Origin of the sequence: Halodesulfovibrio marinisediminis DSM 17456 (assembly GCF_900129975.1) — a bacterium.
GTDB classification, from domain to species: Bacteria; Desulfobacterota; Desulfovibrionia; order Desulfovibrionales; family Desulfovibrionaceae; genus Halodesulfovibrio; species Halodesulfovibrio marinisediminis.
Map to the genome: position 1 here is coordinate 354,279 of NZ_FSRG01000006.1, position 16,527 is coordinate 370,805.

Sequence of the window (16,527 nt, forward strand, 5' to 3'; positions counted from 1 at the left end):
TCACAAGCGCAGAGAGGAACATATGCCCCTTCATAATCATAAAACGACTATTGATGATCTCTTCACAGTCGAGGCTATGACAAAGCCCTTAAACGTACACCGCATTTCCCGCAAAGAGCGTAACCCCGAAGCGGTCTATCAAATGATCCATGATGAACTGCTTCTTGACGGCAATTCGCGCCAGAACATGGCAACGTTCTGTTCCACATGGCTCGAACGAGAAGTGCACGAGCTTATGCACGAATGTATCGACAAGAATATGATCGACAAAGATGAGTACCCGCAAACAGCTAATATTGAATCGCGCTGTGTCTCCATGCTCTCCAATCTTTGGAATGCTAAAGAAGTTACTGATCCCGCCGCTAAAGATCATTCACCAGCCATTGGCTGTTCCACCACCGGTTCAAGCGAAGCTGCCATGCTTGGTGGTATGGCGCTTAAATGGAACTGGAAGGCACGTCAAAAAGCGGCAGGAAAACCATACGACAAACCCAACCTTGTTTGCGGGCCGGTGCAGGTCTGCTGGCATAAGTTCGCACGCTATTGGGAAATAGAGCTACGCGAACTCCCCATGCATAAAGGCAGCTACATGTCATCGCCTGAAGACGTACTTGCGCACTGCGACGAAAATACCATAGGCGTCGTCCAAACCCTTGGTACAACCTTCACTGGACATTACGAGCCAATCGAAGAAGTGCACGCAGCCCTCGACAAACTTCAGCAAGACACAGGGCTCGATATCCCCATGCACATTGATGCAGCCAGTGGCGGATTCGTCGCCCCATTCATGCATCCAGAAATAAAATGGGATTTCCGCCTCTCGCGCGTTAAATCAATCAACTCATCCGGTCACAAGTTCGGACTTTCTCCCCTCGGCTGCGGCTGGGTCATCTGGGCATCTGAAAAAGACCTACCGGAAGATCTCATCTTCCGCGTAAACTATCTTGGTGGGCAAATGCCAACCTTCGCTCTCAACTTCTCCCGCCCCGGTGGTGAAGTCATTGCCCAGTACTACAATCTTCTCCGTCTCGGATTCGAAGGATACATGAAAGTGCAGGGAGCATCGTACGATGCCGCAAGATTCTTCACAGAAGGCCTTAAAAAATTCGGTCTCTTCGAATTTATCAACGACAGTTCCAAAGGGCTTCCGCTTGTTTGCTGGAAATTCAAAGACAATGCAAAGGCTCCTTTCAGTCTCTACCAGCTTTCTGACGAACTGCGTCAACGTGGCTGGCTCATCCCCACATACACTCTACCACCTGACTGCGAAGACATTGTCGTTCAACGTATCGTTGTCCGGCATGGCACTACCGTGGATATGCTCCACCTTCTGCTCAAAGATTTCAAAGAAGTCATAGATGAATTAATGGAAAGTCCACCGTGCGGTCCCGACAAGGAACGCAAGTCGTTTAATCACTCGTAACTTGTTTGTCTCCGACGGCGCTTGCCATCAAAATGCCTTCGGCGAGTCTGCGACACTTTTTTACCTCAGGCGGCTGGGGGCAAAAGGAAACAAAAAAACGCCGGAGTTACCTCCGGCGTTTTGTAATTATCGTATAGTATCAGCCAGCTATTAAACTTTAGCTTTCTGAAGTTCTTCGTTGGAGAAGTCCCATTTCACGTTATGTGGTGGGAGAGCTTCTTCAGTGAACCAACGTGGAAGCTGATCATCTTTATCGGTGAAGCCAGCGCGACGGTTAAAATCGAGCTCATCCTGAAGCGCACCAACACCGAGGTTTACTACGTCATCAACGGAGTATTCGGAACCAAGGAGACCGGAAACGAGTTTTGCCATACATGGCACACCACGTTCGTCATCAAGAACTGCGAACGCTACGAAGAGACAGAGACCAAGGGAGTCAACAGCAGCGGTTGCAATCTGAAGGTTTTTAGAAACTTCAACGTTGCCTTCTTTGTCGTGACCATCAACATCGCCACCGCATTTGAGTACGTTCTGACATACTGCGTAACCGGCAGTGTGGTCAGCACCCATTGGAGTAGTTGCGTAGGTAACACCTACACCTTTTACTGCGCGTGGGTCGTATGCTGGCATAGCCTGGTTTTTAACAGTCGGAATACGGTCAACACCGAATGCTGCTGCGGTAAAGCCTGCGCCGTTACCAAGGATACGGCCTACAGGATCGCCGGTACCAACTTTTCTGAGGAACTCAAGCGCTGCAGGGCCATCACCCCATGCGATCAGGCCGCCTTCCATTGCCATTGCAAGTGCGCTTGCCATTTCGATGGTGTCCATACCGATTTCGTCACAGGTACGGTCCATTGTAGCGATGAGATCGAGGTCATCGATAAGAAGATGTGCGCCAAAGCCCCAGATGGTTTCATATTCAAAACCAGTGGTGAGCATTTTGCCATTCTTATCGTTGTAAACCTGAGAACACTGGATGATACAACCGGTGTGACAACCGTGGGAAACTTTACCTTCACGTTTGGTGATGGTGTCTGCCATGGTTTCGCCGGAAATCTTACTAGCATTTTCAAAACGACCGTCACGGAAGTTTTTGGTTGGCAACGCACCAGCTTCGTTAATGATGTTAACGAGGATAGCGGTACCGTATGCAGGAAGACCCTGACTGGTTACTGGGTGGCTGCGAAGAATGTCAGTCCATTCTTTACGGGCTGCTTTGAAGCCTTCTTCATCACCCATAACAGCTTTGCCCTTAACTTCAGGGTCAAGGATGATGGATTTAACTTTCTTGGAACCAAGAACAGCACCCATACCACCACGACCAGCTGAACGGGTAGGGAGACCTTCAGGGTCGGAGAACTGAATGGTTGCTGCCTGCATGCAATGTTCACCAGCAGGACCACAAAGACAGGTAACTGCTTTTTTACCAAACTCTTCCTGCAGTTTTTCCTGTGCCGGGTAGTTGTGCATACCAACGATGTTGCTAGCAGAAGAGAATTTTACTTCGTCTTTGGAAATAAAGATGTTTGTAAAATCTGCATCGTCTTCCGGCTTATCTTCGAGGATAATTGCCTGAAGTTCCATTTTACCCATCTGGTTAGCAAACTGGCCACCAGAGTTACTTTCTTTAATACCACCGGTAAGTGGAGACTTAGCGCCTACAGAAACACGGCCAGAGTTAGCAGCGTTGGTGCAAGCAAGCACACCGGAAGCAAAAACAAGCTTGTTTTCTGCGGAAAGTGCATGACAATCAGCAGGTACTTCTTTGTTTACAACGCGGGAAGTTAATGCACGACCACCAAGACTTGCATACTCACCCAACTCTTCAAACGCATACTCTTGAGTACGAGTATTGATTCTGAGAATTCTCATTTTCAACTCCTTGTATTGCTCCGGTTTTCACCGGTGTATAAATCCACGATAGATATATAGAAGTAAGTCGAATCAAAGATTCTCTCAATCAGGGAAAGGCGGAAAACCACTAAGGCATTCCCCTAACACATTCATTTCACTTAATATTGATTGAGTGCTTAAACAGTCGTCAATCCACAACGAATAGCGTACTTTGTGAGCTCTGCCACACTTGTATATTTCGTTTTTTGCATAATCTTACTTCGGTGCGTTTCTACTGTTTTAACACTAATGCACAACTGCTCTGCAACTTCTTTGGTGCTGTTGCCTTCTGCAATTAATTTAAGCACTTCACTTTCTCTTGCGGAAAGTGTGACGTCCTCATCCTGAGGTTTACGCAATGTTCCTATGTAGTCCATGACTACGGAGTCCCTGAGAGGCTGGCTAAGACATATTTCGCCTTTCATTGCAGACCTCACAGCATGTGCTAGTTCATCAAAACAACAATCTTTTAACAAGAAACCATATGCATTTGTCTTAAGGATTTCCCGCACGAACTGTGTGTCCTTATGCATCGACAATGCGATGATACGCGTATCAGGGAATTCCTGAGTAATTTTCTGCGCAGCCGCAATACCGTTCATGTCCGGCATGCTGATATCAGAGATAACAACATCAGGACGCAATTCGGCAACCAGCTCCAGCAGCTCTACTCCGTTACTGGCCTTTCCGACAATTTCAATGTCCTTTTCGTCTTTAACTAAAGAGCAAAGACCTTCTAAAAAAACCTTATGGTCATCCGCAATGACAACACGGATAGTTTTATCCATCGTATGTTCCTGTTGCTGCACTCATTTCTACATTAAGAGCGGGCGCAGCTTGTTTGAATGGAATAAATATAAGAACGTTGCCGCCAACAGAATTAGTGGTGAACGTTACATCTCCTCCAAGATGACGGACTGACTCTTGAATGGTCAGCAGACCAAAACCTTTTCTGAAGCCCCCTCCTGCTGTCCTATCGGGAAACCCCTTCCCATTATCATGTACGGTAATAACAACACCGTCTGAACGGTTATAAAATTCAATTGTACATGAAGACGCGCCGGAATGTTTAACTACATTTGCCATAAGTTCACGAACAATACGGAACATAATGATCTTGAAGTCACTACCCCATATGCAGCACTGTAGATCATCTTCAACAATAAACTCAATATCGTGTTCCTTGGCGTACTTCTCACCAAGCCACTCCACAGCAGAAACAAGACCCAAAGCATACAATGTAGGGGGGCTTAGCTCCCACACAAGGGTTCGTGTCAGTTCAATACCACTCCCGAGCTGTTCCATACTGGAATCCAGCAATGCAAGCTCGTCACCTTCTGACAAATATCGACGTAGCAAGTTGAGGCGCATTTTAACGATTGCTAAAATCTGACCAAGACTGTCATGTAATTCGACCGCAATCTTACGACGCTGCTGTTCTTCAGACAGTGCAAGGCGTGTCGATAACACGCGTACAGCCTCGCGGTTGCGCTTCTCTTCAGTGATATCACGTGCAACCCACACTATTTTTCGAGGGCCACAACCGTGCTGTGGCAGAGCAAGGGCACGCCCTTCCAACCAGTATTCTTTACCTGCATGCTCCACACAATATTCAAGAATCTGTAGTCGCTTGCAATCAAGGCTTTTCAACAAAGCACGGCGTATCGTGTTCGACATTTTTTCATCAAAAAGCTCGGCCAGTTTTTTCCCCGTAGGTTCTACAGGATGACAACATCTTAATAAATCTTCACGGGATGTAATAACATTCTGACACACGCAAAATTCATCAAAAACATAATACACATTCTGTGAGGCATTAAAAATAGACTGCATTAACGTTTCACTGCGTTGCAGAATACGGACCTGAAGTTTGGTATCTGCCAATTCAATCAACAATGCTGTCTTGTTCTCAACTATCTCTTTCTGCTGCTTACGATACACAAAGGCAACAAGGCTCAGAATGACAATCGGTACACCGCACAAGAGCACAAGCAGCCCCTGCCTACTCAGTTCAACATTAAAAAAGTAAACCGCCCCCGCCACAGCCATACATAGAGCAATACCGGATAGACAAAGAGCGTCTACAACTACACTATTTTTAAGAATATTTGGCAATTTGGAATTCTCCCTCTCACCGTGCACCATATACCACGCAGCAATCACGCATATACAGGAACTACACAGTTCCTAATTCATACCGTGAATCAGCAACAAAAAAAAGAGCAGAGACTCTCAGAGAAGGACAAACATATTTGTTGCCGCAACTCTCTGCTATCCTCTACTCTTTTTTACTTAGTCAGTATTTAGGCAAAAATTTAATTCTGCGTCTTATATTTTAATGTGGGTCGGTAACAAAACGCTAAGGAAAAATAGCAGGAACCGTAAACACATAGTCACTGTCCTTTAACGGAGAATGGCACTGTACACAGCCCTGCACATCTGTATTAAAATCTTCCGGTAATTCAAAATGTTCTGACTGCCAAAGCGAAAACCCCCAACCAAGAGTGTCAGCAAACTGCTCCCTATCTTTGTACATAATACCGACCCCAAGAATTTCCGCAGGAACCCATGATTCTTTCCACGTAGGTAATCTACGCTGGCGCCATAGCACTTTAATCAGCATGGCCCCTTCCGGCCACGGAGTAAACCTCTTCTCACGAGCAGCGCGAATCGCCACATCATTCCCCAAAATAACCCGAATAGACTCCTGATCCTCATGATGGGAGACGCTCAGCACCCGCCAGTCGCGATAATCAACAGGAAACGGCAGCTTGTTCGGTGCCATTCGTGGCTGCTTCCACTCTGCTCGCCCACTATCCCACTTGTTAAAAGCCTTCTCCCACTCTTCAAAAGAAGAAATACCGCCAGACGGAATAGATACCGCCATTGCCGGACACGCAAACAAAACAGCAAAGAACATAAGCCATACAACTCGTCGTATATTCTGCACGGACTCTGCCACAGAGATACTCCTTTCATACAAGATACTTTTCTTATTACCTTTTTGAAGTATCGTCCCCCCGCAAAATCGTCTCAAGTATATATGGCTGTATACTGATTACTCTGCTGATTTATTCTTTTGTTCTATGCAGTTAACTCCGGTAGAAAATCCACCACCCTTGCCTAACTGAAGAAAACAGGTATCCACCTACACGGATACCTGCCTTCCTTTTGAGCTTCTCAATAAGCTGTACCGACCTGACGCGGAACAGGAGTAAAATTTATTTACGCCGACGCGGTAAGCGGCATCCCTGCCGAGCCATCTTAGTTTTTCTAAAACCAGCCACGATACCGGACAACACAAACAAGCCTGCTACGAAGGACATAGAAATCATCATAACCGCACTCCAATTCGACTATTTATCGCCAATGGCTTTACGCAGTCGTTCTTCATCTTCATGTGAAAGTGAAGTCTGCATTACGTGCCCTCCACTATTTTTCAACCGCTCAAGAACACGCTCAGAGGTCATTTTAGAACTCAAAACAAACAAGGCAGAGGTTCCCGGAGTCAACTTTCCACCAAGCTCTTTCATAAAGTTATCGTTAATCCCTACATCACTGAATGCCCCCGCAGCTGCACCGGCTCCGGCCCCTACTACCAATCCAAGCAAGGGATGCAGTACCAAAAGACCAATCAGCACTCCCCAGAAACTGCCACCAATGGCACCTGCGGCCGTCAAATCATGTATTTGCTGCAACTTCACTTTGCCATTCTGTTTATGAATTGCAATCGCAGCATCTTCAATATCTACTAGGTATTCGCCAGCCATCTTTAACAGCTCTGCACGAACTTCTGCAGCACGCTGCTCCGAATCATAGGCAATCACCACTAAATCGGCCATGCTGAACCTCCATATCAGTTTAAATTGACATCGTTCAGCATACCCTGAGCACAGCCTGTAGGGTTATGATAACTCACATCAAATAAATTCAGAATTCCCCTGTCACCAGCAGGTCTAGGACCTATCATCTCACAGTAACTTATTATTTTGAAAAAAAGTTTCTTTGAACAAATCCGCAGTCCCTGTAGCTTCACTCCCCTTTTTCAACACAAGGCAGCAGGCAAATTTGCTCTCACCCTCTTTTCTTGCTGAATATATTAGGATAACAAAAGAAACAAATACCAATCCGACCCTTACCACAACCAATGCGGACTACTTTCGGGAGGAAAGAATAATGAAGTTAGGATATGTGACTCTGTATGTAGATGACATTCCAGAAGCAATCGCGTTCTACGAGAACGTGCTCGGCCTCACCCTTCGGTTCAAACACGAAAGCGGCATGTACGCAGAAATGGAAACCGGAAACACTGTTCTTGCTTTTTCCCACCACGAACTCGCAACACAACTTGTCCCTCAAGGCTACCAAAAGGCACACCCAGACAAAGAAGCACTAGGTATGCAAATAGGTTTTAATGTCGAAAATGTCTCTGAGGCCTACCAAAAAGCGCTTGAAAACGGTGCAAGTACCATAACGCCACCGGAAGTTAAACCGTGGAACTTTGAATCAGCCATGGTTAAAGACCCTAGCGGACACCTTGTTGAGTTTTGCAAACCAGTCCATGCAGTGAATCCATCATAATCGCATCACACAACTACAAAGCCCATACACCCACCCTGGTGTATGGGCTTTCTTTATGAAATACGACTAATTAATATCAAAAATGTCTTCAAAAATATTTAAGTCAGTCAGTACCCATGCTGTGATTCGACGGAAAAAGCGGTCTACTCAAGAAGTTAATAAATCAATGAAGCAGCCATGCTCATAACGACCGCCCCCCCTTCTTTACGCTTCTTTACGCTTCGTTACATCACCTAATTATTCGTACTAAACCCTCTAGCCAATCAGGCGTTAATACTTTATTAACCCTCTGACCTATATATGAAAAATAATTTTTTTCATTTTTATACAAAACTTCAGGAATACTAAATGGCATTTCCAAAAACGAATATCACCCTCTTGTTGCTCTCTCTTGCCTTTGCAGGAATGATGTACCTGCCGTTATCACAACTTAGTCCTACATACGCTCTATTCGCGTTTACGTACTTAGTCCTTTTTCACTACAGTATTTTTGCCATTGCCCTTAGAATCAAGAAAATAGCAATAATCGTAATCCCTGTTCTGCTCTTTTTAAGCACGGTCGGTGCCTATCTTTACAACTTCCTCAACATTAAAATTAGCGACAACCTGTTATTTCTCTTAATTGAAACAACAGTAGGTGAAGCAAGCGAAACCCTCACCCCACAGTTTGTTCTATCTATCGTTATTGCTCTGCTTCTCTCCATTTCTGCATATGCTGCCATCAAACGATGCACTCAGCCCCCCAAACTTAAGTGGCCGATTCTACTACTCTTACTCCTTATTCCAATTAACGTCGCCTTATCTAAATGCAACAAGCATCCTATAGCCGTACAGCTGCGCCCATCCATTGCAACAAAATATGCCTTTCCGTTTTGCGTCATCGATTCTGTAGCCAACTTTTCCATTCGCTGGGTTCAATACAAAACTAGACCAAAACCTAAGAGTTCTGCCTCACTCGATTCTGAACTCATTACCCCACAGCAAACCGAGCCACTCACAGTTATCTTTGTTATTGGAGAATCCGCACGAGCCGATCATTTCCAGATCAATGGATATTCCAGAGAGACAACTCCGCACCTTATCAAAGAAAAAAATGTCATTACCTATGGTGCAATCCGTTCATTTGCTGCCCTTACAAGAATTTCTGTTCCGGCAATGCTTACTCCGGCAACTTCTGCACATCCGAAAATCACAACAAACTCATTTCTTGATTTATTCGTTAAGCACGGATTCGCCACAGCGTGGATCTCAGCAAACAGCAGGGCTGTCTATAGTAGTGACATGCCAACAACTCGCATTATGGGAAATGCGCAGCAAACTATTTTTCGAAACGATTTTACTACTGCTGACTACTCTACATTCAGGGATGAAATGATGCTCCCTGTAGTTAAGAGGGTACTTTCCAACATTGATGGTAATCGAACCATTGTTATACATACCCGTGGAAGTCACTTTAATTACCATACAAAGTACTCAGAAAAATATCGGAAATTTACTCCGGACAAATACAGCAACTACGAAAATCTAAACACTGTCATTAACGCATACGATAATAGTATCCTTGCTACAGACGCATTTTTAGCCAATTTATATGACTTGGTCAGAGATAAAAATGCACTTGTTATCTATTCATCAGATCACGGTGAATCGCTTGGAGAAGACGGCATATTCATGCACGGCAATAAAAAAAGGCCTGAACAACGAAATGTGCCGCTAATCATCTGGTACTCTGACAAATATGCGATCCATAACCCACGGTATGTTGAGGCCTTGAAACAACAAATCGGGAAATCGTTATCGCATGATATCCTCTTCCCGTGGACAATTAACCTTGGAGGTATTGCACTCAAAAACACTTCCTTGCCTGTATTAATGAACTAAACGAATCTTACCAGCTTAGTTACAACATAAAAAAAGGATGGAGTGAAATCACTCCATCCTTTTTTATATTGCAGATTATAATCTCTTCCGAGTAGCACTTATTCAGGTGTAACACCTGCCATCATAAGCCCGATTGCTTCAACCTTCTTGGTATCCGATTTCGGGAACTGATCGATAATGCGTCCACGATACATTACTGCGATGCGGTCTGCGAGTTGCAATGCCTCGTTCAGCTCTGATGTAATGAGCAGAATACCGGCACGATTTCTAACTTCCAACAGACGCTGCCATACTTCCTCGGTTGCGGAAATATCGAGCCCCTGTGTCGGGTTTTCTGCAACGATGATGTCAGGCTGACGGAAGAACTCTCGACCGATAACGAGCTTCTGCAGGTTACCGCCGGAAAGAGCTCGTGCGTCTGCATCGATGTGACCAGGCTGTACGTTAAACTGCTCTACAATATCGATAGTTGTATCAACAGCTTTACAACGGTTCAGGAACGGTCCTGTTGTGAACGAGTGACGCGTTGTCAGCAGGAAGTTGTCTACAAGGTCAACATACTTACAGGTTGCGAGACCTTGGCGATCTTCCGGAATGTACGCGAGAGAGCGTCCTTTTCTTGGAGGACGCGGGTAGAAGTCGTGCCATTCAAGACCGAGGATTGCTACTTCGCCACGTACCGGCTTACGGAGACCACAGACGACTTCTACAAGCTCCTTCTGCCCGTTACCTGCAACACCGGCAATTGCGACAATCTCACCTTTCTTAACGGAAAGCATGATTTCTTCAAGGCCGTCGCCATCAAGCCCCTGGACATCCAAAACGGTGGAGCCAAGCTCAACAGGCTTCGCATCAAGAGAAAGCTCAACGTCACGACCAACCATGCGGTTAGCAAGCACAGTTTCGTTCGGAACGTCGGATCCTTTAAATTCGTCTACAATTTCACCCTTACGGAGAATTGCAATTTCGTCTGCTACTGCCATAACTTCTTTGAGTTTATGGGAAATAAAGACGAGAGATTTACCTTGGTCTGCCATGCGCCACATAGCTTCAAAAAGCTGCTCAGTCTCAGTCGGAGTAAGAACGGCTGTCGGTTCATCAAGAATCAGTACGCGGCTGTCGCGATACAACAGCTTGAGAATTTCCACACGCTGCTTTTCCCCCATGGACAGGGAAGAAACAACGGCAGAAGGATCAATCGGCAGACCGTATTGCTCTGCCAGATCCGCAACTTCTTTTTCCTGCGCTTTCGGGCTGACAAGAAACGCTTTTTCCTGACCAAGCAGAACGTTCTGAGCAACCGTCATGGATTCTACCAGCATAAAATGCTGATACACCATACCGATGCCTGCTTTAATCGCATCTTTCGGAGAGGTAAACATTGTGAGTTTGCCGTCTACCAGAATATCACCGGAAGTCTGCTGGAATCTGCCGGAGAGAATGGACATAAGGGTAGATTTACCCGCGCCGTTCTCACCAAGCAATGCTTTAATCATACCCGGGCGAATATCGAGAGTGATTTCGTGGTTAGCACGCACCTTACCAAAGTGTTTGCTAATTCTTTTCAGACGAACAAACGGTGCCTCACCTTCAAATGCGCCACGATTGGTTCGTTTATTGACGTATTCAGCCACGGCTATTCTCCCGGCTCAATATTCACGCCGAGAGCAGCAGGAGCCTGACGTCCCTTGCCTCGCGCTGATGAAAATAGAAGAACAATAACTGTCAATGCGTATGGAAGCATAAGCAGCAGCGAAGACGGCAGTGTCGCACCAACGGCCTGCAAACGCATCTGGAATGCCATAATCCCACCAAATAGATACGCGCCGAACATTGCGCGTCCCGGACGCCAGAATGCAAAAATAACCAATGCTACCGCAATCCAGCCACGTCCTGCTGTCATATTGTTTGTCCACAAATGGGTGTAGGCAAGAGACAGATACGCACCGCCAAGGCCACACAGGACACCGCCAAAATAGATACCGGCCCAGCGCAGTTTTACAGGGTTAAGACCTGCGGCAAAACATGCGGCAGGGTTCTCACCGGCTGCACCAAGAGCAAGCCCCCAGCGGGTTCTGGTCATAAAGAACCAGAACAAGAACGGCAGCAAGTAGGACAGATATACCAGCGCATCCTGCTTAAAGAAGATATCGCCAATTACAGGAACAGACGCCAGTACTGGAAAATCGAACGGTGAAAAGCCCGCTGCAGACATGCCCACGTATGCTGTGCCGAGGAAGTCTGCCAGACCGACACCAAGGATGGTAAGAGCAAGGCCGGATACAACCTGATTGCCTTGGAAAACAAGACAAACAATGGCATGTGCAAGCCCGAAGAATCCGGCAAGAATACCGGCACAGGCAAATGCGAGCCACGGGTTGCCGGTATAATGTGAAACTAAAAACGCAAAAAATGCGCCGAAGATCATCATACCTTCAACACCAAGGTTCAACACGCCGGAACGCTCTGTCAGCATCTCACCGAGAGTTGCATACAGAATTGGAGTACCGGACTGAATAGTCGCAGCCAGAATAGGAATAATAAGTTCTAAGCCCACGATTATCCTCGCTTGCTTCTCTGGAATGAGTACCAGTTAAAGAACTGCCCAGCCAACACGCTTAACAGAATAAGTCCCTGCATGATGCCGGTAAATGAAGCTGGCACCTGCAATTCAAGCTGTAAGTTTTCTACACCTACACGCAGGCCCGCCAAAAGAATGGAGTACCCTGCAATGGAGGTAATACGCAGACGTGCAAGCCATGCAACAACGATTGCGGTGAAACCGTAGCCCACCATAATCGTCGGCTGAAGACGGTTAAGCGTTGCAGATGTTTCAATCAGCCCTGCCCAGCCTGCCAGCGCGCCGCATATGCCCATTACCAGCACAACAAGAGCGCTGTATGGCATACGCGCATAACGGGCTGCACGAGGGTTCTCACCGCTAACCATGATTTCAAAGCCAAGGCGGGTATGTTTTAAAAATACGGTTAATGCAGCCGCAGCGCCCGCACAGACAAGAATGCCCCAATGGATTCGGCCAAAGAACTCGCCGATAATTGCTGTGTCAGGGAACATAATGGTCATCGGGAAGCCGAAACTTGCTGGATCCTTCCATGCGCCGTAGACAAGAAACTCTAAGAACAGGATACCGATGTAGTTAAACATCAGAGTCGAAATAATTTCGTTGAGTCCCATCTTTTCACGCAGCAGAGCCGGAATAATCGCCCAGAGACCGCCAAGCACTGCCGCAGCAAGGAACATAAGCGGCAACAGTGCCCACATAGGTGCATCCGGCATACTCAGCACAACCCAAGTTGCCCCGACAGCACCAAGAGCATACTGCCCTTCTGCGCCGATATTCCAAATCTGCATACGGAAGCAAACTGCAACCCCTAAGGAACAGAGGAAAATAGGGATAGCTTTGAGAACAGTATCCTCAAGTGCCCAGTCATGTGCAAAGGCTCCGTCCCATAACAGGTACATTGCTTCTAACGGTGGTTTTCCCTGAATAGCCAGCAACAGCCCGCTTACGCCAAGGGAGAATACCAACGCAACCAGAAAGATAAAAAAGGAGCCCCACTTAAGGGGCTCCTGACGTTTTTCAATAGTAAAACCTAGCATAAGCTAAGATACTCCAGATTAGCCCAACGGCTACTGGTTAGAGCCCTCAACGCCTTCAACAAACCAATCCATACCAGTAAGCATTGCGTCGGAAGCTACTTCACCTTTTGCAACACGGATAGTACCAGACTGATCTTTGATAGGGCCTGCAAACACCTTGAATGTACCGTTTTTGATTTCCGCTTTGCGAGCGTTAACCATAGCCTGTACATCCTGTGGAACCATATCACCGAATGGTGCGAGATCAACTACACCTTCGGAGAGACCCCACCAGTAGTTGTCAGCTTTCCATTCACCTTTCTGAACTTTTTCAATAACTACAGGGTAGAATGCACTCCAGTTCCATACTACAGAAGTAAGGTGTGCTTTTGGCGCAAACTCAGACATGTCAGAGTTATAACCGATGGAGTAGATGCCAGCTTCCTGTGCTGCTTCCTGAGGACCAGGGGAATCCTGATGCTGAGCAATAACGTCGGAACCGATGTCGATAAGAGACTTAGCAGCTTCTTTCTCGGTTGCTGGGTCGTACCAGGTTTTAGTCCATACTACGTGTACTTTTGCATTTGGGTTCACAGCACGAACACCAAGAGTAAATGCGTTAATGCCGCGTTTTACTTCTGGAATCGGGAACGCGCCAACGTAGCCGATGATGTTGGATTTGGTCATGGAACCAGCTACAAGACCTGCGAGGTAACGGGACTGGTAAATACGACCAAAGTATGCAGACATGTTCGGTGCGGTTTTGTAACCGGAACAATGCATAAATGTGATATTAGGAAATTTCTTTGCGACCTTGAGCATTGGGTCCATGTAACCAAAGCTGGTACCGAAAATTACATCATACCCTTTACGAGCCATGTTGTTGATAACACGGGTTGCATCAGCACCTTCAGGTACGGATTCAACATAAAAAGTTTTTACGCCGTCCATTTTAGCAACAGCCTGACGACCAAGGTCGTGAGCGTAAGAGTAACCAGCGTCACCGATCGGAGATACGTACACGAAGCCAACTTTCAAATCTTTCGCCTGTGCTACAGTTGCACCGAAACCGGCAACAACAACCATAGCTGCAAGCATTGCAATACCTACTAATTTACGCATTGTTTCCTCCCATGAAACATCAATCCCGAATGGTAAAATGGAGTTGCAGAATCCCCTGCAACAACCAGAACAACAACCTATTTATTATCACTTACCCGCTTAGCGAGTGGCTCTGTAAACTGCACCTCAGAATCCCAAGGGAATAAGATCCAGGTATCCTGAGAGTATTCTCTGATGTATGTGTCAACAAGCGGCTTGCCTTCCGGCTTTGCATACAAGGTTGCAAAGTGGGCTTTAGGCAGCATGTCACGCACAACTCGTGCTGTTCCGCCAGTGTCCACCAGATCGTCAATAATCAGCCAGCCTTCGCCGTCTCCATCAACGTCCTTCAGGATATTCATCTCACCCTGATTTTTCCAGCTGTAGCTGTTGAGACAGATGGTTTCGATCTGGTAAATTTCCATTTCCCTTGCAAGGATAGCAGCCGGAACCAAGCCTCCACGCGTAACAGCGTAAATGCCCTTCCAGTCACCTTTTTTCAATAAATCCCAAGCAAGCTGCTTGGCATCCCGTTGCAACAACTCCCAAGATACAGGAGTAACTTTAGAATAACGGTTGGAGTCAGACACTGTAGTAATCCAATATGTATTTAAAGTGGAAGTATTTCGGTAACATATTTTTTCTGAAAGGAAAGAGGATGTATGAGTCCTCTCTCCTTCCAGACATACAACCTAATGCATAATTAGCTAAGCTTATTTGCCTTTTTGGAACCAGAGTACAACTGGTAACCCAGCAGCTTACATTCAATCTTTGCACTAAAGAATGTAAGACGCTTAAAGGTGCGTAAGCCAACCTGTTTTGCTAAGTCCAAGTTACCTGTAAAAATAAACCCGTTGTAGCCCTGACACTTCTTCTTAAAGAAGTCGCCAATTGCCTGATACACTTCGCCAAGGAAGCGAACATCACCAAGGCGTTCGCCGTATTCAGGGTTCATAATTACAATTCCGCCGCCTTCGGGAACTTCTGTCTCACGGAAATCGCACACATCAAATTCGATGTAGCGGTCAACTCCCGCAGCAGCAGCGTTCTTTTTAGCAGCTTCAATAGCTTCTGCACTCTTATCTGTTGCGATAATTCTGAAATTCAGTTCGCCGTTTTCAGCAGCTTCAGCTTCGTCGAGAAGCTTGTCCCAGCGAGCCTGATCATAATCTGGAAGGTGCATAAAACCGTAGTTTTCACGCATAAGCCCCGGCGCGCTGTTTAGCCCGATAAGTGCAGCCTCGATAGCAAGAGTACCACTACCACACATCGGGTTTACTACATTGCTCTTAGCATCCCAGCCACTGGCAAGCAGAGCTGCTGCGCCAAGAGGTTCGGACATTGGAGCTTTCCAAGGAAGTTTACGGTAACCGCGACGGTTAAGAGGTTCGCCGGAAGTATCAAGATACAGTTTACACCGGTTCTGAACCCAATGCAGAAACAAGACTGTACCTGTCTGCTCAGGACCGGAATCCGGCCTGCGACCATGCTTATCGCGCATGAAGTCACAAATAGCATCTTTTACGCGAACGTTGGCATAACGAGTATCACGAATGGAGTCGTTCTGCACAAAAGAAGAGATAGAAAGGTAGCCGTCGGGCGCAATGATTTCGTCCCAGTCGATGTATTCACGAATGTACTTATATACATCGTCGGCATTGTATGCCCTGAAAGATGCAAGCTGAAACTGAACACGGTGCGCAGTGCGCAAGTGCAGGTTCAAACGCATACAGCCTGCCATAGTTGTGTATGTCTCAACAGCAGCAGTATGTTCTTTTTTTACAGGGAAGTTAAGTTGTTTAATTTCTTCAGCCAAAATAGGTGCAGCCCCACGTGGGCATGTAATAAGCACCTCTGACTTGCGGTTAAAAATACTCATGATTCTCCTGCACTCTTCGTGCAGCTACAAATAAAAAATCCGGCAAAATTACACGTTCCGTCCGCATAATATTACCAGACAAAAACAAGGCTTGCGCCCTGCACCCTTTCAATTACCCCGCAAGAAAGCATCGCTGGCTTCAGCCAACTAAAAGCTTTTTGTACGA

General features: G+C 46.4%; 14 protein-coding genes. 3 read left to right on the plus strand and 11 right to left on the minus strand.

What is annotated here, in order from left to right; translation table 11 throughout:
- Positions 1 to 22 precede the first annotated feature (22 nt).
- The gene (locus BUR09_RS12880) at positions 23 to 1,423 is read left to right on the plus strand and encodes a glutamate decarboxylase (protein ID WP_074217355.1); all 1,401 of its coding nucleotides are present in this window, start codon (positions 23 to 25) and stop codon (positions 1,421 to 1,423) included.
- A 150-nt stretch (positions 1,424 to 1,573) separates the two neighbouring features.
- On the opposite strand, the gene BUR09_RS12885 is transcribed toward BUR09_RS12880, so the two are convergent.
- The 5 genes from BUR09_RS12885 to BUR09_RS12905 form a co-directional block, all read right to left on the minus strand.
- Complete coding sequence (locus BUR09_RS12885; protein ID WP_074217356.1) at positions 1,574 to 3,298, minus strand: aldehyde ferredoxin oxidoreductase family protein; 1,725 nt, start codon at positions 3,296 to 3,298, stop codon at positions 1,574 to 1,576.
- Positions 3,299 to 3,456: 158 nt separating this feature from the next.
- Complete coding sequence (locus BUR09_RS12890) at positions 3,457 to 4,107, minus strand: response regulator (RefSeq protein ID WP_074217357.1); 651 nt, start codon at positions 4,105 to 4,107, stop codon at positions 3,457 to 3,459.
- Positions 4,100 to 5,434, minus strand: a complete 1,335-nt coding sequence (locus BUR09_RS12895) for a PAS domain-containing sensor histidine kinase (protein ID WP_175566031.1) — start codon at positions 5,432 to 5,434, stop codon at positions 4,100 to 4,102. Before BUR09_RS12895 ends, BUR09_RS12890 begins: the two co-directional genes overlap by 8 nt.
- A 244-nt stretch (positions 5,435 to 5,678) precedes the next feature.
- Positions 5,679 to 6,281, minus strand: a complete 603-nt coding sequence (locus BUR09_RS12900; protein ID WP_084539483.1) for a cytochrome P460 family protein — start codon at positions 6,279 to 6,281, stop codon at positions 5,679 to 5,681.
- A gap of 394 nt (positions 6,282 to 6,675) precedes the next feature.
- Positions 6,676 to 7,161 (minus strand): DUF1269 domain-containing protein, encoded by a 486-nt coding sequence (locus BUR09_RS12905; protein ID WP_074217359.1) that lies wholly within the window; start codon positions 7,159 to 7,161, stop codon positions 6,676 to 6,678.
- A gap of 334 nt (positions 7,162 to 7,495) precedes the next feature.
- Between BUR09_RS12905 and BUR09_RS12910 the strand changes: the two genes are divergently transcribed.
- Both BUR09_RS12910 and BUR09_RS12915 read left to right on the plus strand, forming a co-directional pair.
- Positions 7,496 to 7,900, plus strand: a complete 405-nt coding sequence (locus BUR09_RS12910) for a VOC family protein (protein ID WP_074217360.1) — start codon at positions 7,496 to 7,498, stop codon at positions 7,898 to 7,900.
- Positions 7,901 to 8,248: 348 nt separating this feature from the next.
- Entirely contained in the window at positions 8,249 to 9,781 is a 1,533-nt protein-coding gene (locus tag BUR09_RS12915) for a phosphoethanolamine transferase (RefSeq protein WP_074217361.1), read from the plus strand.
- Positions 9,782 to 9,879: 98 nt separating this feature from the next.
- Here BUR09_RS12915 and BUR09_RS12920 read toward each other — a convergent pair whose 3' ends face one another.
- The 6 genes from BUR09_RS12920 to BUR09_RS12945 all read right to left on the minus strand — a co-directional run bounded on the left by BUR09_RS12920 (position 9,880) and on the right by BUR09_RS12945 (position 16,361).
- Positions 9,880 to 11,415: an ABC transporter ATP-binding protein gene (locus BUR09_RS12920; RefSeq protein ID WP_074217362.1), complete on the minus strand. Its 1,536-nt coding sequence runs from the start codon at positions 11,413 to 11,415 to the stop codon at positions 9,880 to 9,882.
- A gap of 2 nt (positions 11,416 to 11,417) precedes the next feature.
- Positions 11,418 to 12,338: an ABC transporter permease gene (locus tag BUR09_RS12925; RefSeq protein ID WP_074217363.1), complete on the minus strand. Its 921-nt coding sequence runs from the start codon at positions 12,336 to 12,338 to the stop codon at positions 11,418 to 11,420.
- Between the two features lie 2 nt (positions 12,339 to 12,340).
- Entirely contained in the window at positions 12,341 to 13,402 is a 1,062-nt protein-coding gene (locus tag BUR09_RS12930) for an ABC transporter permease (RefSeq protein WP_074217364.1), read from the minus strand.
- A gap of 30 nt (positions 13,403 to 13,432) precedes the next feature.
- Positions 13,433 to 14,503: a BMP family ABC transporter substrate-binding protein gene (locus tag BUR09_RS12935; RefSeq protein WP_074217365.1), complete on the minus strand. Its 1,071-nt coding sequence runs from the start codon at positions 14,501 to 14,503 to the stop codon at positions 13,433 to 13,435.
- Between the two features lie 77 nt (positions 14,504 to 14,580).
- Positions 14,581 to 15,072: a xanthine phosphoribosyltransferase gene (gene gpt / locus BUR09_RS12940; protein ID WP_074217366.1), complete on the minus strand. Its 492-nt coding sequence runs from the start codon at positions 15,070 to 15,072 to the stop codon at positions 14,581 to 14,583.
- 113 nt (positions 15,073 to 15,185) lie between these two features.
- Positions 15,186 to 16,361 carry a THUMP domain-containing class I SAM-dependent RNA methyltransferase gene (locus BUR09_RS12945; RefSeq protein ID WP_074217367.1) on the minus strand — a complete coding sequence of 392 codons (1,176 nt, stop codon included), beginning with the start codon at positions 16,359 to 16,361 and terminating at the stop codon, positions 15,186 to 15,188.
- Between the last annotated feature and the right edge of the window lie 166 nt (positions 16,362 to 16,527).